Raw genomic sequence first — 22,374 nt, 5'->3', positions numbered from 1 at the left:
TTTTTCTAAGCGTTGAACCGAAGCGTTAAACCGTCCAGGTATCCAGGATCAGCGCGTTCTCCTTGCGGTGGATCAGCTTCAGGTCCAGCACATCGAGCGGGCTGATCGGGCGGATGCCTTCGATCAGCGAGGCTTCGCCATGGCCATACAGCGCTTGCAGCGCAAAGCGGCAGGCGTAGACCTTGCCGCCCTCTTCCATGAACTTGGTGATCTGCTTGTTGAAGTTGAGATGGCCGGCGAAGGCTTCGTCGCCCAGCGTGGGAAAACCGCGCTGCAGGCCCAGCGTCACGCCCGGGCCGTACAGCAGGATGGAGGTCTCGAAGCCCTTGCGTTGCAGGCGCGTGGCCTGCAGCAGGTTGACGAAGCCGATCGAGCCTTCGAAGGCCACGGTGTGGAAGGTGACCAGCGCCTTCTCGCCCGGTTCTGCCTTGACGTCCTCGAATACCTTCTCTTCGTAGTCGACCAGGAAATCGCCTTTCTTGTGGGCCGGTTTGTTCACTGCGGGCATGTTGCACTCCATAGGGTTGGTGGATCTGTCGATCGATCGGCGCCGGGCCGACACCAAACCTTGAGCATGGGACATGCCATCTGCCATGCCCATCCATGCGATCAATGACCGATCAAGCCGCGAATCGCTCGTTGATCGCATCGCTGATTTTCCGGATGGCGAAATGTGCGGGAAACGCTTGTGCATTTACCGATACAGGTGCCTAAAGGCCATGCACTGTGACGGAACACGCCGGCAGGGCGAACGCGCCCGCAAGCGGTGCAATCCCGTAATTTCGCACCATCATTGCGCAATTAATTATGCGATCAACTGGATCACAAAATAACGATCATTGTGGTAGCCTGAAATGTCTGATGAACCCGCGTCGAAACGCTAGGAGCCCACCGTGTCCGGACTTGCCAGCCACTGGCTCAAACGCCTTGGCGAGAGCGCCAAACCCGCCTACCTGATGATCCCCGACCTGATCGAGGAAGACCTGGCAAGCGGCCGCCTGCAAGCGCGCGACCGCCTGCCGGCGCTGCGCGACCTGGCCGAAGCGCTGCAGCTCAACTACACCACCGTGGCCCGCGCCTACGCGGAAGCGCGCAAGCGCGGGCTGATCGACGCCAAGGCCGGCAGCGGCACCTTTATGCGCGGGCGCGCGCCGGCCCTGCCGCTGCGCGCGGGCACGGGTGCCGAAATGACCATGAACAACCCGCCCGAGCCGGCGGCGCTGACCGTGAGGCTGCGCGAGTCGGCGGCGCGCCTGATGAGCACAACGGATCCCTACGACCTGCTGCGCTACCAGGATTTCGGCGGCACGCCGGCGGATCGCGCCGTAGCGGTGGACTGGCTCAAACGCTATGTGCCCGCCTGCCGCGCGGATACCGTGCTGATCTGCCCGGGGATTCACAGCGCCCTGGTGGCGCTGGTGTCGCTGCTGGCCCGGCCCGGGCAGACGATCTGCCTGGATACGCTGGCCTACCCCGGCATCAAGGCCATCGCCACGCAGCTCGGCGTGCAGCTGCAGGCCCTGCCCAGCGATGAGGAAGGCCCCCTCGGCCCGGCCTTCGAAACACTCTGCAAGACGCAAAAGCCAAGCGCGCTGTACTGCAATCCCACACTGCAGAACCCCAGCACCAAGACCATGCCCCAGGGACGGCGCGAAATCCTGGCGGATATCGCCCTGCGCTACAGCGTGCCGATCATCGAGGACGATGCCTACGGCATGCTGCCGCAGCGCACGCCGGATGCCATGGCCACGCTCGCGCCGGAACTCACCTACTACGTCACCGGCCTGTCGAAATGCTTCGGTGCCGGATTGCGCATTGCCTTTATCCACGGCCCCACCGCGCGCCAGACCCAGCGACTGGCGGGCACGCTGCGCGCCACCACCGTCATGGCAAGCCCGTTCAATACGCTGCTGGCCACGTCGTGGATCAAGGACGGCACGGCCGAAGACATGCTCAAGGCCATCCGCGCCGAGTGCGTGGCCCGCCAGCTACTGGCCCGCGACGTGCTGGCGGGGCGGCCATATGATGCCGACCCGGAAGGCTTCCATCTCTGGCTGCCGATACCGGCGGACAGCGGCTGGCGTCCTTCCGAGCTGGCGCTGCACCTGCGCTCGCGAAGCATTGGCGCGGTGTCGAGCGCAGCGTTCGCCACCGACGGCAATCCCCCGGATGCGATCCGGATCTGCCTGGGCGGGCCGGATGGGTGCGATGAAATAGAGGAGTCGCTGCAAATCGTGGCGGATACGCTGGACGATCCGCATCATCTACATTCGGCGATGCTGTAGCCGGCTCATCGTTTGCCTCAGGTGCCTAGGAAAAGAAGTCAACACCCCTCTGGATGAACTTCCCCCCAAAAGTTGGACCCCAACTTTTGGGGGGCATAATTAAACACTCCGAGCAGTTCAAGCTGTCAGTCGTCGACTTGCTCCAGCCGCTGCCGGCCAATGATGAGACTCGCACCCGAGAAGAATGACTCGAAAAGCCGACCTATCTGCTCGCGGAGGTGGCGTACAAAAAAGATCGACGCCTTGGTTCAAGCGAAGAGGCTGGCCGTGCGGCAGAAAAAGCACGGCTAGTGTTTGAGCTAAGGCTGCAGTATCCGCTAGCGACTTTGCTGAAGGTCGCGCATTACCGCCGCAATTTGCAACCAAGGCCGGATCGTCAATCACAAGATCGTGCAATGCTTGATGGGCGTCCTGGGACTGAAAGCGCGGGTACGCGCGAAGAAATACTGCCCTTATCGGGGAGAGGTTCGCCGGGTTGCGCCAGTATTCTGCAGCGCCGCATGGAAGCCCAGCGTCAAAACGAGAGTGGGTGACAGATGTGACCCAGTTTGATGTAGGCGGCCAGAATGTCTCCCGCCGATGCTGGATCTGTACCACGGCGAGATCATCGCCTATGAGACGGCAAGGCGGCAGGCATTCGAGATGCTTAGAACCATGCTCAAGTAAGCATTCGCAAAGCTCAGACCTCAGGACAGGCGGTGCTGTACTCAAATCAAGGCTATCAGTAGCAGATGCCGATGTATCGTCACTTACTGCAACAACGCGCCCTGATGCAAAGCATGTTGCGCAAGGGGAATTACTTGAACAACTCGGCCATGGCGAGCTTCTTCGGCAGCCCTGAATTCCGAGTTCTGCCACTTGAACACGTTCGGTGACCTCGACCAACTGTAGGCCGGGCCGGACCGATACATCCGATTGCAATCACGACCGCATCAAGCTCAAACTAGAAGGGCTGAGCCCTGTGCAGTACAGGACCCATCCCAATCCGGTCTAGCCAACCAACGGTTCAACTTTTTGGGGTCAGTACAGGACACCGGCTTTTCCAATAAGTCCGCGATATAACCTCAGGGCAAGTCCACCTCCAAGAACACCGCAGGCACGTCCCCCTTGTTCTGCAGAGCATGCATCCTAGCGCCCTGAGTGGCGTATGACTGCCCGGCACCGATCTGCTTGCCCTCCGTTTCGCCGTCAAGGTATTCCGTCAGCGTGCCTTTGAGCACATAGGACACCGAGGGCCGGTCGGCGTGGCTGTGCATCGGCAGAATGCCGCCAGGTGCGATTGTCACCTCGCGCATCCGCAGGGTACGGCCCTTGCTGACGCTGAAGTCAGTGGGCAGCTTGACCGCTGCGAGTTCCTTACCATTGACTCCGACACGCTCGGTGGGCAAGGATTGGGACTGCGCGGCCGCGGGGCCGGCTGCCATCCATCCACCCAGCATGCACAGGCTAAGTGAAGCAAGGGTACGTCTCATGATATCGATGTTCTCCAAGGGTTGAAGGGAGCCGGCGCGGACCTCTTGCCCATCGCCAGACATCCGTCGCCGCAGCGCGGCATCACTTCACGCTGCGCGTGATCCAGCCGTTGAGGCGTTCGGCGATGTCAAGGCTGTTCTTCTCCTGCATCATCAGGTGGCCGTTGCCCCGAACCCCCTGCTGTTCGAGGCGCCAGAAGGTAGTCGGTACCCCCGCCTGGGTGAGGAAGGCCGCGGTGCAGTGGTCATAAGGGGCGTGGTATGAGGCCTCGCCAGTGACCACCAGCACCGGTGTGTGCCGCAAATTGGCCAGTTGGCGAGCCGGCTCACGCTGCCGCCAACATTTAACCAAGCCATTGCCATCGGCTTCCGCCTGTTGCTCGATCTCGATCTCGGCGGGGTCGTTGACTGCCGGCGCGTAGCGGACCGGGATATTGGTCAGTCCCCAGGCCAGTTCGCGGGTGGCCTGAGTAGCGTTCTGGAACGGTGGACCGGAAGGTTCGACCGCAACGATGCCTTTCACCAACTGAGGTCGCGCATCGGCGATCGACCAGCCAAACAAGCCTGCCTGTGAATGCACCAGCAACACGGCCGGACCGATCTTGTCAAGCAGCGCGGAGGCCGCCTTCTGCACCAATTGCTCGCTCTGTTTGTTGTCCGCCAGCGACGGCACGATGCCAGCGTAGAAGGCATCAAATAGCGGGTCGCCGCGCTTGCCAGGGGTAGCGCTTTCGCTTGGCCACTGGGTGTGCCTCTCAGCCTGCGGCCACGCCTTGTATTGTTCCGAAGCCGTAAACAGCTTTTGCACCAATGACAAATCGCTAGTGCGCAGCTTGCCGCCAGTCTCAGGCAGCCAGGGTGAACGGCCTCGGCTAGGCTGGTCAACCATGTAGACCACATAGCCCTGGTCTACAAAGTAGTCAGCCCATCCCTTGCGTCCATCGGGCGTGCCCATCCAATTGGTGGCGGTTTGGCCCAGGCCATGGAACAGTACCAGAGGGTACTTGTGCTTGACCTTGGACGGCGCCCAGGCCTGCACATACATCTGTCCGGCCATCAACTCCTTTCCGGCCTCGCCCACGTAATCTCCGCCAACATAGAACGAAGCATGGCGGGTAACCTTGGTGGGCGTGAATTGCTCTGGGCCAAAGGGTGCAGCATCCGCGAGCGACGCGGTGCCCGCGAGGGCAAGAAGCGCGGCAACCAGGCGTGTTGAGTACTTAGTGTGCATAGGAAACTCCTTGAATGAAAGGCGTGCAAGCACGTCTCAAACCTCAATAGTTCAAACCTTGGCCTCGGCGGTAGGCGACCGGACTTGCAACGGGCAACGTGTCCCGATTGGTCCACGGCAGGTCATAGGGCAACTTGGCGCCGGGTGTCTGCTCGCCAGTCAGCACATCGAACAAGGCATCGAAGCCTATGCCAAAATTGCCGACAATCGCGGCGGCGGAGCCTGCGATGCCGCTCAGGTCTGCCGGTCGCTCCAGGTACAGCGAGACCACGGTCGGCACCTTGGCGCTGATGCGCTTGAATTCCTCGAAGGCCGGATCTCCGGACTTGAAGCCGGTGTCGCCTTCCCGGTAACGCGCACCGAAGAAGTAGTTCGGGTGTAGGACTTCGAAAGGCGTGGATAGGGCCATAATGGCCACGTCGGCATCCTCAGGACGCTGTACCACCGTAAAGCCACGCTGGCGGGCCACGTCGGCATCAACCTGATACAGATAGACCTTGCGAGCCTTGGCGGCGCGCAGCGGTAGCGTTTGCTGGCCATTCTTGATCAGCACCACTGAGCGACGCTGCGCGCTCAGTGCCATGGCTTTAAAGGCCGGGTTACCCACGATGCGGGTGGCATCAGCCACATCCACATACGGATTCTCGAAAAGGCCTTGCTGGAATTTCTGCGCCAAAATGCGCTGCACCGACGCATCGACTACAGCCATGCTCAGCCGGCCCGATTTCACCAGTCCAACAATGATCTCGGGCTCCTTGGAACCACCGAACTGGTCCACCCCCGCTTGTGCCGCCTTGGCGAAGCGCTCTGGCTTGCTGAGATGCTCCACTCCCCAGGGCATGGCCATGTCGATGGGGGCGGGCTTCTGCCCCGGCTTGGCTCCATACTGGCACACCGCAGTGCAGTCATCCATGATCTGCCAGTCGGACACGATCACACCATCGAACTTGAAGCGGCCACGCAGTACCTCGGTCAGCATCTGTTTGTTGAAGCCCACGCCCACACGCTCGATCGGCTCCGTACTGCCCTGGATCCTGAGATTCTCCAGCGGCTGGCCGTAGGATGGCATCACGCCGCCCACCCGGGCGGCAAAGGCACCGGTAAAAGGCAGGATGTGATTCTCGATGTCAGCCGACGTCACGGCCAGGTGCCGGCCGTAGTAGTTGTGCGCATCGAAACCGTCTGGCATCGTCGCGCCATATCCTACCCAGTGCTTGACCACCGAGACCACGCTATCCCGGCCTATGCCCTGGCTGCCGTCTTGCATGCCACTGACATAGGCTTGCACCAGGCGCGTGGCCAGTTGCGGATCACTGCCAAACGTTCCGTTGGTTCGATGCCAGCGCGGGTTTAGCGTCAGATCCGCCTGTGGCCCCAAAGAGATGCGAATGCCTACGGCCAGATACTCCTGCCGCACGCTATCGGCAAATTGGCTCACCAGGTTGGCATCACCAATAGCCGCAAACCCTACAGGGTCTGGCCACTGCGTGAATGCACCGGACTTGACGCTCACGCCCTGCGCATAGCGGAACTGGCTCCGAGGGTCGGTACTCAGGGAGACCGGAATGCCCAGCCTGCCCTTCTCGGCAATCGCTTGCAGGCCGTTGTACTGCGTGGCCATGTCCGCTACGTCGGTACTCAACCGGTTGAGAAAGGACGTAATGTGCTTGTCGAGCAGCAAGCTGGTGATTCCCGGGACCTCCCAGGCCGTTCCGGCACCCGGGATCGTGGACGACGCCGTCGACGGCGGATTGGCATGCATCATTGTGCCGGCCTTCTCCTCGAGGGTCATCTCGCCAACCAGATCTCGCGCGCGTTCAGCCGATGGTCGGCGCCAGTCCTCGTAAGCGTCGAGCATGCCGTTCTTGTTCAAATCCTTGAATTTCAGGCCGTCTACCTGCAGGAATTGGATGGACTGGCTCTTGAGCACAGGCTGACTTGGCACAGCCGAGGACAAGGTGCTGCAGCCGTAAAGGGTTGCGGTGGCCAGAACAGACAGGCCAACCCAGATGGCCCCATGCTTCAGGGAGAATGTAATCATGACTTGACGGAGTCCAATGTAAAAACGGGTTTCCAGAAGGAGGCAAAGCAGTGAGAGGTCTTGGTCGTTCTGGACAATGCAGGCGGGAGTGCGCCACCGTGCGGCTTGCCTCCGATGTAGCACGCGTTGTGCGGCTTCGCTGAGCAAGTCAGAAACGGTGACTCATGCCAAACTCAGCCCCACGCAACAAGCGCCCCGCAGGTGGCGTGCCCAGCCCGAAAGCCGCATTGCCAGCGTTGCTAAGGCTCACAAGCGTGGCATACAAGGTGGTGCGTTTTGAGAATTCGTAGGTGTACCCTACGGCGATCTGGGTGGCGTGGTTCTGGTTGATCGATGCCCCGTTCAATGTGCCCGATTCATTGACACGTGTGTAGTTGGCCCGCACATTCCCAGCCTGTCCAACTGGCACCACTACGCCCACCTGGGCCACAAGGCGTGATGCGTCAATGTAATTGCTGCGTACGATCGAGCCTAAGAACTTGGCCACCTTCAGGTCATAGGATCCAGCAACCGCAGCGCGCGTGAGGTTGCCGCCCAACCCATCGAATACGCTGTAGGCAACTGTGACGTTGACCGGGCCCGTAGCATAACCAACCCGACCACCCGTGTACTTTTGGGCCGGCTTTCTTTCGCCGAGCGCCACTGCCAAGTTGGCGTAGAAGCCGCCGAGGCTGTTGGGCGTGAAGTAGCTCACCATATTGTCTGCACGCGCCCACAGGCCGGTAGCTTCGATGCCACTGCCAAAGGCGGTGGAGTAGAACTTGCCCTGGTCGGCCAAGCCGCTGACGCCGAAGGTATCGAACTCAGCAAAGGACGTGTAGCCTGGCGTCAGGTCATGACCCAACCGGACCTCACCCAAAGGGCCCATCAAGCTTACGGTGGAGCGACGGTTCCAGAATCGCGCGCTGTTTCCGCTACCGTCGTCGACGTTCACCGTGCCTTCTAGCCACGCCCCCGCGGCCATACCGCCACCTAGATCTTCCTGCGCGCGGATACCCCATCGGCTGGCAGCCAGCCCACCACTGCCCATGCTATAGGTAGGATCGACGCCATTGCTGACGCGGCGCACCGCTACGTCGGCAACGCCGAACAAGTTCACACTCGATTGCGCCGAGGCAACGCCTGTGAACACGGCAAGCGCCGGCAGAAGGAATGCTGATTTCTTCACTACATGCTCCAGAGGGGAAGTCTAGTTGTATTGATCTTTGCAAGCAGGTCACTGCATATACGCTGCGTCTTCGACTCCCTGGAAGCACGACGTGCCGAAGGGAGTCTTAGGGACCGCGCGGAAATTTCGTCCCGCCGCATGGTGAGGGCGCAAACGCAGCACACAAGAAACCTATCTGCATCGATCGTGCCATCGGGCAGTGCGACTCATGCAATCAATTCACAATCAATGGGATGACACAAGCTTGATTGGTACTTCGACCGAGCAGAACTATCTGCAAGAAGCTCGGCTGTTCGGTCGATCCATTCACTGCCTTGGGGCTGCGGAACGCACTCAATGCATCGAGACACTTGCCAATGCTGCACCGGGGTGGGGCGCGATCTGGGGGATCGCCTTCAAGGCAAACACATGAAAACTGATTTCTTCGGTTTCTTCCTCCCTTCAAATAGCCCCCTCATTTCCACCCAATGGAAATGAGGGGGCTATACCTAATTTTCCCACGCGAACACCATAAATTCCGTCACATGGAAATTAGTAACCTCGCAATATTTATCAATTGATAAATAAATATTTGCAACTTCACCTATATATATCTACACATAAAACCTAGTGATTCACGGGACGTATTTACCCAAGGGTACTGTTGGATACCCATGTGGCAATTTCAACTTTGCAGTTAATTTTCGCCGTGATTTTCAAATTCCGCGTTCGCTGCGCATCTTCCATCTTGCGCTCATCGAACGGAGAAATATACGGACTCATTCAAAGTGAAAATTAAAGAGATACACTCTCTCCTGCGATATCTTTTATCGACATCACCATTCTCAGCCAGCCTGGCGATTACAAAAACAACAATTTTATATGTGCATTAATAGCCAGGTTAATTTATCAACGCTCACAAAATACAATCTCTTTTGTTTTTAAAAATTCCAATATAAAAATCACTCGAAATTTTTTAATGAAAAATGACTACAACGAAACATAAAGGAAAATTGATTTCCTCTTTGTGTCCCCTATACAATCCTTTCCTCACTTTCCGGGTCGAACAGCACGGCCTTTCCGAGGTCAATCACCAGCGACATCCGATTCCCTGGCACCGCTGCTTCGCGGGGGTGGGTGCGACAGCAGACTTTTGAGTTGTTTAGCGTCACGAATACAAGGGTATCCGGCCCAGTTGGCTCAATCATATCGACCACACAGTCGAGCACCGGCAGATCGGTGCGATGAGCAGTCTGCGTGTCGGTAATCTGTTCCGGGCGAATTCCGAGTAGCACTTGCCTGCCGAGGTGGGGCCGCAACGCGGCATCGTCTGCATATAGCGGCATCACCTTTGTGACCGAATCTCCATGCTTCAACGCGATGCCGATACCGCCGCCTGCCTCCACCAATGTAGTAGGAATAAAATTCATTGGCGGGGACCCGATGAAGCTAGCGACGAAGCGGTTGACGGGGTTGTCATAGATTTCCTGCGGAGTACCGAATTGCTGCACGAAACCGTCCTTCATGACCGCGATGCGGTCGCCGAGCGTCATCGCCTCGATCTGGTCGTGCGTGACATATACGATGGTCGACTTGAGCCGTTGGTGCATCATCTTAATCTCGAGACGCATCTCAACCCGGAGTTTGGCGTCGAGGTTCGACAGCGGTTCATCGAATAGAAACACCGCCGGGTTGCGCGCGAGCGCCCGGCCCATCGCCACGCGCTGACGCTGGCCCCCAGATAGCTGCGAAGGCTTGCGATCGAGCAGATGGCGCATCTGAAGCATGTCGGCGACACGGTCGACGGTTTTGTCGATTTCGGCTTTCGGCATCTTGCGGATCTGCAGGCCGAAGGAGATGTTGCTGCGCACACTCATCGATGGATACAGCGCATATGATTGAAAAACCATTGCGATGTCACGGTCCTTCGGTTGTAGGTCATTGACGCGTCGCTCACCGATATGTATGTCGCCGCTAGAAATATCGTCGAGACCGGCGATCATGTTCAGCAGTGTCGACTTTCCACAACCGGAAGGGCCAACCAGGATCAGAAACTGGCCGTCTTCAATATCGATGTTGATACCTTTCAGTACGTCAGCGCCGTTGCTGTAGATCTTGCGGATGTTGCGAATTGAAAGTGCAGCCATGTTTATCCTTTGACAGCGCCTGCGGTAAGGCCGCGCACGAAATATCGACCCGCCACAAAGTACACAAACAGTGTCGGAAGCGCGGCTATGATCGCCGCAGCCATGTCGACGTTGTATTCCTTGACCCCTGTCGAGATATTGACCAGATTATTCAGAGCTACCGTAATCGGCTGCGCTTCGCCTCCCGCGAACACAACGCCGAACAGGAAGTCGTTCCACACCTGCGTGAACTGCCAGATGATGCAGACCATGAAGATTGGCATCGAGAGTGGCAGCACGATGCGGCTGTAAATCAGCCAGAAGCCGGCACCGTCAATGCGCGCGGCCTTCACTAGTTCATCCGGCAAGGTCACATAGTAGTTGCGGAAAAATAGCGTGGTGAAGGCCAGTCCATAGATGATATGAACAAGGATCAGCCCACTGACCGTGCCCGACAGTTCCGCCAAGCCCAGCAGCCGTGCCATTGGCAGAATCACAACCTGGAATGGGATGAAGCAGCCCACCAGCAATAGCGTGAACAAGAGATCGGATCCGCGGAAGCGCCACATCGACAGCACGTAGCCATTCAGAGAACCAACAACTGTAGAGATCAACACTGCGGGCACGGTCATCCTCACCGAATTCCAGAAGTAACCGCGCATGCCGTCGCATTCGATACCCGTACATGCGCTCGCCCATGCTGCAGACCATGCAGAGCTAGTCCACTCGTTGGGCAGCGACAGTAAATTGCCGGTACGGATGTCATCAAGCGACTTAAATGACGTGATTAGCATCACGTACAACGGCATGAGGTAGTATGCCGCCATCCCCACGAGCGCCAGATAGAGGAGGATGCGGCCAGGAGAAAGGTGCTTAGACACGACGGGCACTCCGGGTTTCGAGATACATCAACGGTACAAGCACGGCGACAATGGTCATCAGCATCATCATCGCCGACGCGGCGCCGAGACCAAGTTGACTGCGTGTGAACGCAAACTGATATACGAAGATAGCTGGTACGTCGGTGGATGTACCCGGACCACCATTGGTTAGTGCCATCACAAGATCAAAACTCTTAATCGCGATGTGCGAGAGAATCAACATCACGCTGAAAAAGACCGGCCGTAGGCTGGGGATAACGATACGCAGATAGATGGTCGGCATCCGCGCACCATCGATCTGCGCCGCCTTAATGATCGAGTCGTCAACACTGCGAAGTCCCGCGAGGAAAAGTGCCATCACGAATCCGGATGACTGCCAGACGCCAGCGATCACCACGGTGTAGATAGCCTTGTCCGGATCAACGAGCCAGTCGAATATGAAGTTCGGGAATCCCCAGTCGTTAACAAGTTTCTGCAGTCCGAGATCGGGGTTCAGTATCCACTTCCATACGGTACCAGTGACGATGAAGGAAAGCGCCATCGGGTACAGGTAGATCGTGCGCAGGGCACCTTCGGCGCGGATTCGCTGATCGAGCATCACGGCCATCAGTAGCCCGAGGGCGATCGAGACACTGATAAACAGTCCACCAATCATCCCGAGATTCCTTACTGCACTCCACCACCGCTCGTTGTCAAACAGGGAGACATACTGCGTCAGTCCAACGAACTCGTAGTTCGGCAGCATGCGCGAGTCGGTCAGCGAGATCCACGCTGTCCACGCGATGAAACCATAGACAAAGATCAGGAAGACGATTAGGGTTGGCGACAACACCAGCCTGGGCAGCCAGGTATCTGCAAAGCGGCGAATGCCAGAATGGCCTTTGGAAGTTGGTATCGACACATTCTCCATCGGTTCGGGATGCGAGAGCGGTAGGCCGGAATTGCGGGTTTTCATCATCTGCTTCACGTACCCATTACTTCGTCCGTGCCGCTTTGGCAATCCGTTCGGCTGCCTTCTGCGGGGTCATGTTCGAATTCATGAATTGCGAGATCACGTCCATCACCGCACCTTCGGCAGCTGAAGACATTGCCATCTTGTGCGCAAAGCTGGGCAACAGCGCATTAGCCTTCAAGGAAGTCTGCAAGTCAGCGGCCGATTTTCTGGCACAATCGTCGAATTTTGTCATTGGCACATCGACGCGAGCCGGGATCGAGCCCTTGCTAAGACTGAAGGCCTCCTGGAAAGCCGGGTTCATCACCGCTTCAGCCAAGTGGGCTTGTGAGATCTGCGCGGCCTTGTCCTTTTGGACAAACATCGCCAGACTGTCAATGTTGTATGTGAATGACCCGCCCGTACCGGGCGCGGCCACGCATAGATAGTCCTTGCCGGGCTGCTTGTTGGCAGCAGTGAATTCACCCTTTGCCCAGTCGCCGGTAAATTGCATGCCGGCCTTGCCGTTGATGACCATCGCAGTGGCGAGATTCCAATCTCGGCCAGCGGCGCCCTTATCGATATAGCCCTTTACCCGCTGCATAGCCTCAAACACTCTGACCATGGTCGGGCCAGCCAGGGCAACCGGATCCAATTGCGCAAAGGCCTTTCGGTAGAAATCCGCGCCACCGACACCTAGAGCAATCGATTCGAAGAGCGTGGCGTCCTGCCACGGCTGTCCACCGTGCGCAAGTGGCTGGATGCCGGCTGCTTTCAGTTTATCGGCGGCGGCGAAGAAATCATCCATCGTCACCGGCACGGTGGCGCCGGCCCTCTTCAACGCTTCCGGGTTGATCCACAACCAGTTAACACGATGGATATTCACCGGCACGGCTACATAGTTGCCCTTGTACTTCATGATGTCGGCCACAACTGGCGGCAACACTTTGTCCCAGTTGCCGGCCTCGGCTACGGCATTGATATTTGCAAGGGTGCCCTCTTTGCCCCATTCCTGGATCTGCGGCCCTTTGATTTGCGCGGCGGTCGGCGCCTTGCCAGAGACCACGCGGGTCTTGAGGGCCGTCATGGCGTTATCTCCGCCGCCGCCCGCGATGGCATAGTCCTTCCAGGTATCTCCCTTCTGCAACATTGTCTTTTTCAACTCGGAGACCGAGCGAGCCTCACCGCCGGAGGTCCACCAGTGCAGCACTTCCACTTCGCCTGCGAAGGAAGGAAACGCAGCGCTCAAGGCGAGGCCCGCTACGGTTATGCCGCTGGCACGCAAAAACATCGGGGTCATACGGAATTCCTGTTGAATTGTGTTACTTGCGCCTCGCGGGGGCATGCGTGTACTAGGGTGCAGAACATCTGTCCAACAGCATTGCCATGCTCGACACGGCAACTGTGCTGGGTCGTAGTGCAGCCCAACGAAACAAAGGCTGTGGGTGCACCCACATCAGTGCCAGCCTCGCCATCGTGACTTCATACAACGGCATGCTAGCGAATCGTGTCTGGCGTCAGACGCTCATCGCGAGCGCACTCTCCTCTAAGCCGCCGTCATCGCCATGAAGCCAAGTGCGGGCTTGGTATGTGGCGGGGGCAACGACATGCTGCCTCCAAGCAACACTTTTGTGTCTGCCCTTGGTTGGATAGTAGTTTTATTACATACAAATGGAAATCAGGGTAAATCCCAAGAACTCGCGGCACGGCGTAATCCGTGTTCACGTTGGTATCAATGACAGCCTACTGCCACTCACAGGTGAAATTCCCACCGCGTGGATGCTATTCATCCGCTCAGCGACCGCTTCCCAATAGATAGTAGCAATACTACAATAGTGGGGAGTAAGGATCTCTGCGTTGACCAGCAATGCACCCCCTTCTAGTGCCGCAAGAGGCACATGTGAGCACTGATCGAGGCGCGACCGGGCCGATGGGGACCCTCTGGTCAGTCGTTGGCATCCGCGGATGATCCGGTGCAGCCTGGCGCAGCGCACGTCAAGCTTGCAACTGGACGCAGGCGCAAACACCCCACCATTCGGCGGGACGGTTGTATAGATCTACCCGGCCTCGACTATGACCGCCACAAAGAACGTCCGCAGCGTTCAACGACCGTCTGAACGCCTCCGCGAGAATGGACGTTGCAATGCCTGCCTGGCGCGTTCTGGCGTACGGCCGGGACTCGATTCCGCTACCACGATAGAACTCTTGCACCAAATGACGCCAACCAGTAACGTTCGAAATTTGCAACCTGGAGCACGGCGCATGGCCGCAGTCGCCACGAACACCATGTTCAACAAGTTTTCCGGAGGCGATCGCCTCCTGGCGGACATCGGCAGTACCAACGTCCGCTTTGCGCGACAAACGCAGCCAGCCCATTTCGAGCAAATCCGTCACTATCCGTCGAACCTCTATCGCTCATTGGAGGAGGCAGTGCTTGCCTACTACGCGGATTGCGATGCCGAGCGCGCGGCGGGCGAGCCACCCGCGTGCAAGGTGATCCGACATGCCGCAGTGGCGATAGCCAATCCCATCGACGGGGACCGCGTGCGCATGACCAACCGTGATTGGTCATTCTCCATCGAGACTACCCGTCGCAAACTTGGGCTCGAGACGTTGCTGGTTGTAAATGACTTCACAGCACTTGCCATGGGGCTGCCGCACCTTTCGGAGGCGCACCGCGTCCAGATTGGAGGGGGAAGCCCACGCCAGAACGGTGTGATTGGCCTGATCGGCGCGGGCACAGGCCTCGGCGTATCTGGGCTAATTCCAGCAGAGGATCGGTGGATAGCACTCGGCAGCGAAGGCGGTCACGCCTCCTTTTCGCCGTCCGATGAATTCGAGATTGCACTACTGCAGCATGCCTGGAAAACCTATCCGCATGTCTCTGTCGAGCGACTCGCCGCAGGGCCTGGGCTGCGCCTGGTATACGAAGTGGTATGCGAGCAAGCAGGCAAGGCCGCCGAAGCCTGGGATACCGCCGAGATCGTTGCACATGCGATCCGTGGCGACCACCCAGGCTGCGCTGAAGCCGTCGACCGTTACTGCGCCATGCTCGGCACCTTTGCCGGCAACGTCGCCGTCACGTTCGGTGCACTCGGTGGCATCTATATCGGGGGCGGGGTGGTCCCCCGCCTCGGCAATCTGTTCGCGCGATCGAGCTTCCGCCAACGTTTTGAGCACAAGGGCCGGTTCAACGCCTACCTGCAGCAGGTGCCAACCTTCGTCATCACCGCCGAGACACCTGCACTTTACGGCGCTGCTGCGATCCTAGCGGAGCAGTTGCGCGAGCACGCCAACAACGGCCTACTCGATCGCATCCGCCAAGCGCGCCACACTCTATCGCCCGCAGAACGGCAGGTAGCGGATCTGGTCCTGGATCACCCGCGCGCGGCACTTAACGATCCTGTTGCCGATCTCGCACGCAAGGCCAATGTCAGCCAACCGACGGTCATTCGCTTCTGCCGCTCCCTCGGCTATCAAGGTCTTTCTGACTTCAAGCTTAAGCTCTCGGCAGGGCTGACCGGTACGATTCCCATCCGCCATAGCGAGGTGCATGCAGGTGACACCACGAACGACTTCGGCGCGAAGGTCTTAAACAATGCCGTATCCGCATTCATCCAATTGCGCGAACGGCTCGACTTCCCTGGAATTGAGCGGGCCATCGAACTAATCGACCGCGCACGAAGTGTGGCGGTCTACGGTTTTGGCACCTCCGCAAGTGTGGCGCAGGACGCCTATGTCAAGTTATTGAGCCTAGGAATACCATCGAACGCCTACAACGATCCCCACCTGCAATCGCTATCGATCAACTTGCTGCGCGCAGAAGATGTGGTGGTCATCATTTCGCGCTCGGGCTGTACCCCCCCCGTACTAGAGATGGCCGAAGCTGTGCTGCAGACCGGGGCCAGCGTTGTCGCGATCACCGTGCACGGCTCGCCTCTGGCATCGCTGGCCACCGTGACGCTAGATACCGACCCACTCGAGGCAGAGCACTGTGATATGTCCATGATCACACGCATGCGTCACCTAGCCATTGTCGACATCATCGCCGTTGGTGTGGCGGTGCGCCGGGGCAGGGTTCTGTCGAAGTAAGGGAGGACTACACCAATCCCCTCGATCCCACCGGCGAGACCTGTAGAAATTCGCGAATGGACCGGGGCGCGCCCGACGCTGCCCCTATTGCCCTACGCTTCCTGCCTGCGCCAAGTTGAATCTCGACCGCCCCGCCCAACTTCTGGGCAGCCATCCCCAGCGGCAACAATGCAGCCGTTCAGGGCATGTAGGTAGATCGCACATCGTCCGAGCGTTGTGCAAGCCTCGCGTACAACGAATAGGCGGCGGTGTGTCTTTGGACCCAATCTGAATTAGTAATATTACTACACTCAACCTCCTCCCCCCGCTCACCGCGCTCGGTGGCTTACCTGTACAGCAGAAAATTCACGTAGCATCAAACAACCCGATGGCGTCAGCTAGTGATTCCCCCCTAAGTATTGTAGTATTACTACAATCCAGAAACATGAGAGGCGATTTGCGCCCACAAGAGGGAAATGATTGTGTCCACGCCAGACTTCGATATGGTGCTCTTCGGCGGCACGGGAGACCTTGCCAAGCGCAAGCTGCTACCGGCGCTATTCGATGCGCATCGCGACGGGCATCTAAGCGCACGAGGACGCATCGTGGCGACCGGGAGCCAAGCGTTAACTCGCGCCGATTACCTCGGTGCACTGGAGCGGCAGGTGCGGCCGAAACTGGATGGCGCCACCGAATCAAATTGGCTCGAGTTCATCGCCCGCATCGATTACATTCAGATTGACGTACGGGAGACATGTGGCTTCGATGCGCTCGCTGCCCGCTTGGCAGAGAGCGCCGCGCCCGTCGCGGTGTGCTATCTGGCGACCGCCCCGCATCTGTTCACCACAATTTGCGAGCAATTGGCCCGCGTCGGGCTCAACACGCCAAACGTGCGTGTGGTTCTGGAAAAGCCCCTCGGCCACGACCTCACCTCCTCCGAAACGATCAACACCTCGGTCGGCCGCTTCTTCGACGAGACGCAGATTTACCGAATCGACCACTACTTGGGCAAGGAGTCCGTACAGAATCTGATGGCGATCCGATTCGGCAACGCGCTGCTCGAGCCACTTTGGCGCCGTGAGTGGATCCGCGACGTGCAAATCACCATTGCCGAGGAACTTGGTGTCGAACAGCGTGGCGATTTCTATGATCGTACAGGTGCGCTGCGCGACATGGTGCAGAACCACTTGTTGCAGCTGCTGTGCATGGTGGCCATGGAGCCGCCAGCGAGCCTAGAGGAAGATGCGATCCGCGATGAGAAGCTGAAGATCCTCAAAGCCCTGAAGCCAATGCACGCGGCAGACGTGGCCGCAAACACAGTGCGTGGCCAATACCGCGCCGGCGCCGTCGCTGGTCAGCCTGTAGCCGGATATCTTGAAGAGGACGGCATAGCGCTCGACAGCCGCACCGAGACCTTCGTGGCCATCAAAGCCGAGATTGCCAACTGGCGCTGGGCTGGCGTGCCCTTCTTCCTGCGTACCGGCAAGCGTATGGCATCGCGGGTGGCAGAAATCGTCATCCGTTTTCATGATGTGCCACACGCGCTATTCCCTCGCCCGCTTGCGCAATCGCCGCAAAACCGGCTGGTGATTCGCCTACAGCCAGAAGAGAGCATTCGCCTTGAACTGCTCGTCAAGCAGCCGGGCGACACTGTCGAACTGAGGCAAACATCGCTGGATCTCGACTTCTCTGAATCATTCAAGGGCCGCCGGGCCGGCGCATATGAACGGTTGCTGTTGGACGTGATCCGCGGAAAGCTCGGCCTGTTCATGCGGCGCGACGAGCAGGCTCAGGCATGGCGCTGGGTCGCTCCCATCCTGGATACCTGGGCGACCTTGCCCCAGCCGCCAAAGCCCTATACCGCAGGAACATGGGGCCCGGCAGCATCAAGCGCGCTGCTATCGCGCAACGGAGCCGCGTGGCACGAGGAAGTCTGAGTATGCAAGTATTCAATTTTGATGATCCGCAAGCCCAAGCGCTTGCGCTGGCGTCACGAGTATCTGAGCTGCTACGCAACCTGATCGCTCGTCAGGGCCAAGCATGCCTGGCTGTATCCGGCGGTAGATCACCCCTGCCCCTGTTCACCGCGCTCCGCCACCAAAAGCTCGACTGGAGCAAGGTCACAATTACACTAGTCGATGAGCGCGCAGTGCCAGCAGCACATCCAGACTGCAACGCGCGGCTGGTAGCTGGCCACCTCCTGCAAGACCAAGCGGCACAGGCCCACCTACTGCCGCTGGTGCCTCAGATCAGCCCCATGGCCAGTGACTCCGACCTGCACGCTGCCCTTGCGCAAGCCAACCGGCAGCGTGTGCAAGCCGACATCGTCCTCCTCGGCATGGGCGATGACGGCCACACGGCATCGTTGTTTCCGGACCCGCCGGAATTGCCGCAAGCGACATCGCTCGACCAACCCCCGTCCTATGTCGTCACCTCGCCACGAGTAGCGCCTCACCGCCGCATTACTCTGAATCTGACGGCGTTGCTGAGGTCGCAGTTCCTGCTGCTGGCAATCACCGGCAACGCCAAGCAGCAAGCCTTCGCGCGGGCCGCACAAACACGCACAGCGGCTCTACCCGTCAGTTTTCTGATCCATCAGAATGAGGTTCCCTTCGATGTCTATCGCTGCAATTGAACCGGCTGAGCATTTTCCCCGGCTGATCGCAGACGTGGGCGGCACCAACGCGCGTTTCGCGCTCGAAGTCGCCCCGATGCGGCTCGCCCACATCGACGTGAAGGCCTGCCGCGACTATCAGTCTCTCGAAGCCGCGGCCCGCGCCTACCTCGCTACGCTAGGTGAGGCAGGACAATCGGTACGGCATGCTGCGATTGGCATCGCCAATCCGGTGGTTGGCGACTTTCTGCAAATGACCAACCACTCCTGGGCATTCTCGATCAGCGCCACTCAGCACACGCTCGGACTGGACAGTTTTCATGTGATCAATGACTTCACCGCCCTCGCGCATGCACTGCCATATCTGCCTCCGTCGGCGCTGGAGCAGATCGGCGGCGGCGAGGCAGACCCTCATGCACCACGCGTGCTGGTCGGTGCGGGCACGGGCCTCGGCGTTTCCGGCCAGATTCCTTTCGGGCACAATGCCGTGGCGCTAGCGGGAGAAGGAGGACATATCAGCTTCTCCCCGGTCGACGACGAGGAAATCCGGCTGTGGCAGTTCGCGCGCCGGCGCTTTGGCCACGTGTCGGCTGAACGTTTCTTATCTGGGCCCGGACTAGAATTGATCGACGAAGCGCTTGCGACATTCGAGGGCGATGCTCAAGCCGCACCGCGTCACGCCGCCATGGTGACCTCGCTTGCGCGAGCCGGAGATCGGCGCAGCCGCAAGGCAGTCGACCTGTTCTGTGCCATGCTTGGTACGGTCGCGGCCGATGTCACACTCGTGCTCGGCGCGCGCGGCGGTGTCTATGTTGGCGGCGGCATCGTCCCAAAACTCGGAAAAGCGTTCGCATCTTCGCCGTTCCGTCAGCGCTTTGAAGACAAGGGCCGCTTCAGGCCCTATCTGGAACGCGTTCCGGTCTTTGTGATACATGCCCAATACCCTGCATTAATCGGGCTATCAGCATATCTGGCTAACGCATTGGCCGCACAGTACGAAAATTGCAATGCTGCCGGCAAATCCTTCCGATAAGGGCCCAACGTTCTCGATAATGACTACCGCCAAAGATTAACACCCTAACCACACTCCAACCAATAAAATCGAAGCCGATGCGACACGACATATCTTATCGAGCAACAGCCTCACTTAACGGAATCGGAACACCATACCCGCATTGATTTAACCATACACAGGCGGTCGATCAACATAAACCATACTACTATCTTTATAGTCCTACTTTTTTACATTTCAAAAAATCAATATACCTCAATAACGAACCAATAATTCCTCTTCGAATCTAAGCAATACTCTATCCCTTAACTCTAAGAGAAATGGACCAAGAGATTCGGCTACAATTTCTGACGTTTCTTTCGTAGATACACTAACGTTAAGCACGTGTATTGGGTATCCCTTTGCGATTAACGGAGTTGACAGCGCAACCACCTCTGGTTGCCAACTGGCAATGCACCATCCTTGATTTCTCACCCTCTTAATGGCTTCATTTATTTCTTTACAAAGCATTGGCCAATTTGCACGCAGCCGCTTACTGAATCCCCCCAACAATACGTCTCGATCAATTTCAGGGGTGGCGGCTAGATAAGCACGGCCAAGTGACGTTAGCTCCATTGGTACTCTCTGCCCCACTACCACATTACGTAGCGATGCCTTTCGACCATAGCGCAAAGACTCGAGGTAGACCATCTCATCGCGATCTGCTACCGCGATTCCAACGTTCACATGCTGCCGCTCAGCCAGATCGCGCATTAACGGCGTGGCCACCTGCAGTACAGCGGAGCCAGACCGCATCGAGTTCGCAAGGCTTAGGACGGGCGCTCCCAGACGATAGGCACGGAGCACCGGATCATATTGCAAAAATCCTGTCTCTACCAACGTCTGTGTGAGACGGCTTACGGTGGAGCGAGCAAGTCCTGTACGCTCAGCCAACTCTCCATTCCCCAACACCTCCGATCCAGGTCTAAATGCGCGAAGTATTTCCATTCCGCGCTCCAGTGATCTGTTGGCGAGCGTATTTGCAGCCCTACCACGCGCTCTCATCGTCGCTTCATGTGCATCCAATCTCACCCCCACCGGGACCAGCAATCAACCATCATATCGCTAATTATCGTCGAATTAAACAATCGACAAAAAACAAAATTAAAATAAGATACTTTTTTGCATAAATACTTATTTAACATTATTAAATTATCAAATATATATCTCCGAAAATTTATCGCAACACTCAACCCACCCAACTAGTATCAACGGCGTTTTCTGCAGCCCAAATTCTCTCGAGAAGCGTTATCGAACGCTCACTACCGATTATCGGCGATGCCAACTCCAACAGCTTATCTCCGAGATCCGCATCGGTAAGTGGTTCCTCAGGATCTCCTTTCCGATTCGCCTGAAAGAAATATCCTCGCTCCCCGGATCTTGTCTCTATCTCAATACGCGCAGCACGCTGCCGAGGGAACATCGCGTCAATCTCGGGATCCACCGCTATGGTCATTCGTTCCATGAGGCCACGGGTGACAGGATCCTCCAGCCGGTCCTTGCTATATGCCGCCAATCGTACACTGCCATGGGCCAACGCTGAAGCAACCACATACTTCAGACTAAACTTTGCCTCGTTTTCAGTGGTTGGCCTTTCATAGCACGCTATATCAAGCGCGGGTCGATACGTGGCTACACGTATTCGCGCAATATCGTCGGCCGCAACGCCAAGGGCACGTTGAAGAGCAAGTCCGCCGTCAATCGCGGCGAAAGTGTGTCCGCAGCCGATATGGTTCTTGAAAGTCATGCGGCAAATATGGAAGTCCTGGCCGATGGTCGATGCAATGGAAGACCAATCGGGGCCATCACTCATCGCACGGCCCATTCCCATCTCACCGTCTAATATATCCGGCGAACCTGTCATGCCATGCAGAGCAGCCTTCGCAGCCAAGACACCGGCCTCTGCCGCACGACCGGCATGGAGCGGCTTCGACATCGAGTCCATCCGAAATGCCTGCTGGAGGCCAGCCGCAAATGTGGCGGCAGTGGCGAGAGCATGAGCAAAACCTCTACCATCCAGTCCGTACAAAACGCTGGCAGCTGCTGCAGCGCCGAAGGTCCCGACGGTCCCCGTACTGTGCCAGTACTTGTAATGGGCACGACCCATCACCATGCCGATCCGCGTCGACACTTCATAACCAACCACAATAGCTCGGAGAAGATCCGCTCCATTTGCTCCCACATCCTGTGCAGAGGCTAGGGCTGCTGCAATCGTGGGAGCCCCCGGGTGGTACATTGCCTCACGAAAGCTATCGTCGACTTCTGCCGCGTGCGCTGCCGCACCATTAATCAGCGCTGCCGCACGTGCAGTCGCGCGCCGGCCCAGAGCGAGACGAGCGCGCCCCCTGTCAAGATCCTCGATGAGCACCTCCTCGAGTTTCTGCACGGAATCCGCCAAAGCTCCTGGGAACAGCGATGCATACCAGTCAATCAGGGCTCGCTTGGCGTGATGAGCAACGCTATCTTTCAGCGGCTCATTGCGCATTGCATCAAAAAACGAGCTAAAGGCTTCGGTTGCACGCAT

The 22,374-nt window shown here is 58.1% G+C and carries 17 protein-coding genes and 1 pseudogene; 7 read left to right on the top strand and 11 right to left on the bottom strand.

Annotated features, from left to right (window positions below; all coding sequences use genetic code 11):
• Positions 1 to 25: 25 nt before the first annotated feature.
• Positions 26 to 508, bottom strand: coding sequence for an MSMEG_0572/Sll0783 family nitrogen starvation response protein (locus AC1RQK_RS09965; protein WP_035811662.1), 483 nt, complete (start codon positions 506 to 508; stop codon positions 26 to 28).
• A gap of 385 nt (positions 509 to 893) precedes the next feature.
• On the opposite strand from AC1RQK_RS09965, the gene AC1RQK_RS09960 reads away from it, so the two are divergent.
• Both AC1RQK_RS09960 and AC1RQK_RS09955 read left to right on the top strand, forming a co-directional pair.
• Complete coding sequence (locus tag AC1RQK_RS09960; RefSeq protein ID WP_492808831.1) at positions 894 to 2,285, top strand: aminotransferase-like domain-containing protein; 1,392 nt, start codon at positions 894 to 896, stop codon at positions 2,283 to 2,285.
• Between the two features lie 146 nt (positions 2,286 to 2,431).
• A pseudogene (locus tag AC1RQK_RS09955) lies at positions 2,432 to 3,279 on the top strand (IS3 family transposase); the annotation flags it as partial.
• Between the two features lie 70 nt (positions 3,280 to 3,349).
• Here the strand turns inward: AC1RQK_RS09955 and AC1RQK_RS09950 are convergent.
• The 4 genes from AC1RQK_RS09950 to AC1RQK_RS09935 form a co-directional block, all read right to left on the bottom strand.
• Positions 3,350 to 3,757 (bottom strand): cupin domain-containing protein, encoded by a 408-nt coding sequence (locus tag AC1RQK_RS09950; RefSeq protein ID WP_492808829.1) that lies wholly within the window; start codon positions 3,755 to 3,757, stop codon positions 3,350 to 3,352.
• Positions 3,758 to 3,839: 82 nt separating this feature from the next.
• Positions 3,840 to 4,988, bottom strand: coding sequence for an alpha/beta hydrolase (locus AC1RQK_RS09945; RefSeq protein ID WP_492808828.1), 1,149 nt, complete (start codon positions 4,986 to 4,988; stop codon positions 3,840 to 3,842).
• 43 nt (positions 4,989 to 5,031) lie between these two features.
• Complete coding sequence (locus tag AC1RQK_RS09940; protein WP_492808826.1) at positions 5,032 to 7,029, bottom strand: glycoside hydrolase family 3 protein; 1,998 nt, start codon at positions 7,027 to 7,029, stop codon at positions 5,032 to 5,034.
• Between the two features lie 148 nt (positions 7,030 to 7,177).
• The gene (locus AC1RQK_RS09935; RefSeq protein ID WP_416046781.1) at positions 7,178 to 8,197 is read right to left on the bottom strand and encodes a porin; all 1,020 of its coding nucleotides are present in this window, start codon (positions 8,195 to 8,197) and stop codon (positions 7,178 to 7,180) included.
• Between the two features lie 208 nt (positions 8,198 to 8,405).
• Between AC1RQK_RS09935 and AC1RQK_RS09930 the strand changes: the two genes are divergently transcribed.
• Positions 8,406 to 8,609, top strand: coding sequence for a hypothetical protein (locus tag AC1RQK_RS09930; RefSeq protein ID WP_492808824.1), 204 nt, complete (start codon positions 8,406 to 8,408; stop codon positions 8,607 to 8,609).
• Positions 8,610 to 9,210: 601 nt separating this feature from the next.
• On the opposite strand, the gene AC1RQK_RS09925 is transcribed toward AC1RQK_RS09930, so the two are convergent.
• From AC1RQK_RS09925 to AC1RQK_RS09910, 4 genes are all read right to left on the bottom strand, one after another.
• A complete protein-coding gene (locus AC1RQK_RS09925; protein WP_416046782.1) occupies positions 9,211 to 10,323 on the bottom strand; it encodes an ABC transporter ATP-binding protein in 1,113 nt (370 codons plus the stop codon).
• Positions 10,324 to 10,325: 2 nt separating this feature from the next.
• Complete coding sequence (locus AC1RQK_RS09920; protein WP_492809083.1) at positions 10,326 to 11,129, bottom strand: carbohydrate ABC transporter permease; 804 nt, start codon at positions 11,127 to 11,129, stop codon at positions 10,326 to 10,328.
• A 46-nt stretch (positions 11,130 to 11,175) separates the two neighbouring features.
• The gene (locus tag AC1RQK_RS09915; protein ID WP_492809081.1) at positions 11,176 to 12,093 is read right to left on the bottom strand and encodes a carbohydrate ABC transporter permease; all 918 of its coding nucleotides are present in this window, start codon (positions 12,091 to 12,093) and stop codon (positions 11,176 to 11,178) included.
• A gap of 64 nt (positions 12,094 to 12,157) precedes the next feature.
• Positions 12,158 to 13,414, bottom strand: a complete 1,257-nt coding sequence (locus AC1RQK_RS09910; protein ID WP_492808822.1) for an ABC transporter substrate-binding protein — start codon at positions 13,412 to 13,414, stop codon at positions 12,158 to 12,160.
• Between the two features lie 962 nt (positions 13,415 to 14,376).
• Here AC1RQK_RS09910 and AC1RQK_RS09905 point away from each other — a divergent pair.
• The 4 genes from AC1RQK_RS09905 to AC1RQK_RS09890 all read left to right on the top strand — a co-directional run bounded on the left by AC1RQK_RS09905 (position 14,377) and on the right by AC1RQK_RS09890 (position 19,832).
• The gene (locus tag AC1RQK_RS09905) at positions 14,377 to 16,206 is read left to right on the top strand and encodes a glucokinase (protein ID WP_492808820.1); all 1,830 of its coding nucleotides are present in this window, start codon (positions 14,377 to 14,379) and stop codon (positions 16,204 to 16,206) included.
• A gap of 461 nt (positions 16,207 to 16,667) precedes the next feature.
• Positions 16,668 to 18,122, top strand: a complete 1,455-nt coding sequence (gene zwf / locus AC1RQK_RS09900; RefSeq protein ID WP_492809079.1) for a glucose-6-phosphate dehydrogenase — start codon at positions 16,668 to 16,670, stop codon at positions 18,120 to 18,122.
• Positions 18,123 to 18,124: 2 nt separating this feature from the next.
• A complete protein-coding gene (pgl, locus tag AC1RQK_RS09895) occupies positions 18,125 to 18,820 on the top strand; it encodes a 6-phosphogluconolactonase (protein ID WP_492808818.1) in 696 nt (231 codons plus the stop codon).
• Entirely contained in the window at positions 18,801 to 19,832 is a 1,032-nt protein-coding gene (locus tag AC1RQK_RS09890) for a glucokinase (RefSeq protein ID WP_492808817.1), read from the top strand. Before pgl ends, AC1RQK_RS09890 begins: the two co-directional genes overlap by 20 nt.
• 234 nt (positions 19,833 to 20,066) lie before the next feature.
• Here AC1RQK_RS09890 and AC1RQK_RS09885 read toward each other — a convergent pair whose 3' ends face one another.
• Both AC1RQK_RS09885 and AC1RQK_RS09880 read right to left on the bottom strand, forming a co-directional pair.
• On the bottom strand, positions 20,067 to 20,876 hold the full coding sequence (locus AC1RQK_RS09885) for an IclR family transcriptional regulator (protein ID WP_492808815.1): 810 nt from the start codon (positions 20,874 to 20,876) through the stop codon (positions 20,067 to 20,069).
• A gap of 163 nt (positions 20,877 to 21,039) precedes the next feature.
• A complete protein-coding gene (locus AC1RQK_RS09880; RefSeq protein ID WP_492808813.1) occupies positions 21,040 to 22,374 on the bottom strand; it encodes an MmgE/PrpD family protein in 1,335 nt (444 codons plus the stop codon).

The sequence above is a fragment of the Cupriavidus sp. GW822-FHT02D05 genome (genome assembly GCF_058802485.1).
This window is presented reverse-complemented; position numbering and strand designations above follow the sequence as displayed.

Coding starts and splice junctions, on each gene's coding strand:
- pgl (WP_492808818.1), top strand. CDS start 18,125: ATGCAAGTATTCAATTTTGATGATCCGCAAGCCCAAGCGCTTGCGCTG.
- AC1RQK_RS09915 (WP_492809081.1), bottom strand. CDS start 12,093: ATGGAGAATGTGTCGATACCAACTTCCAAAGGCCATTCTGGCATTCGC.
- AC1RQK_RS09890 (WP_492808817.1), top strand. CDS start 18,801: ATGTCTATCGCTGCAATTGAACCGGCTGAGCATTTTCCCCGGCTGATC.
- AC1RQK_RS09920 (WP_492809083.1), bottom strand. CDS start 11,129: ATGGCGGCATACTACCTCATGCCGTTGTACGTGATGCTAATCACGTCA.
- AC1RQK_RS09950 (WP_492808829.1), bottom strand. CDS start 3,757: ATGAGACGTACCCTTGCTTCACTTAGCCTGTGCATGCTGGGTGGATGG.
- AC1RQK_RS09925 (WP_416046782.1), bottom strand. CDS start 10,323: ATGGCTGCACTTTCAATTCGCAACATCCGCAAGATCTACAGCAACGGC.
- AC1RQK_RS09940 (WP_492808826.1), bottom strand. CDS start 7,029: ATGATTACATTCTCCCTGAAGCATGGGGCCATCTGGGTTGGCCTGTCT.
- AC1RQK_RS09965 (WP_035811662.1), bottom strand. CDS start 508: ATGCCCGCAGTGAACAAACCGGCCCACAAGAAAGGCGATTTCCTGGTC.
- AC1RQK_RS09910 (WP_492808822.1), bottom strand. CDS start 13,414: ATGACCCCGATGTTTTTGCGTGCCAGCGGCATAACCGTAGCGGGCCTC.
- AC1RQK_RS09905 (WP_492808820.1), top strand. CDS start 14,377: ATGGCCGCAGTCGCCACGAACACCATGTTCAACAAGTTTTCCGGAGGC.
- AC1RQK_RS09880 (WP_492808813.1), bottom strand. CDS start 22,374: ATGCGTGCAACCGAAGCCTTTAGCTCGTTTTTTGATGCAATGCGCAAT.
- AC1RQK_RS09945 (WP_492808828.1), bottom strand. CDS start 4,988: ATGCACACTAAGTACTCAACACGCCTGGTTGCCGCGCTTCTTGCCCTC.
- AC1RQK_RS09930 (WP_492808824.1), top strand. CDS start 8,406: ATGCAATCAATTCACAATCAATGGGATGACACAAGCTTGATTGGTACT.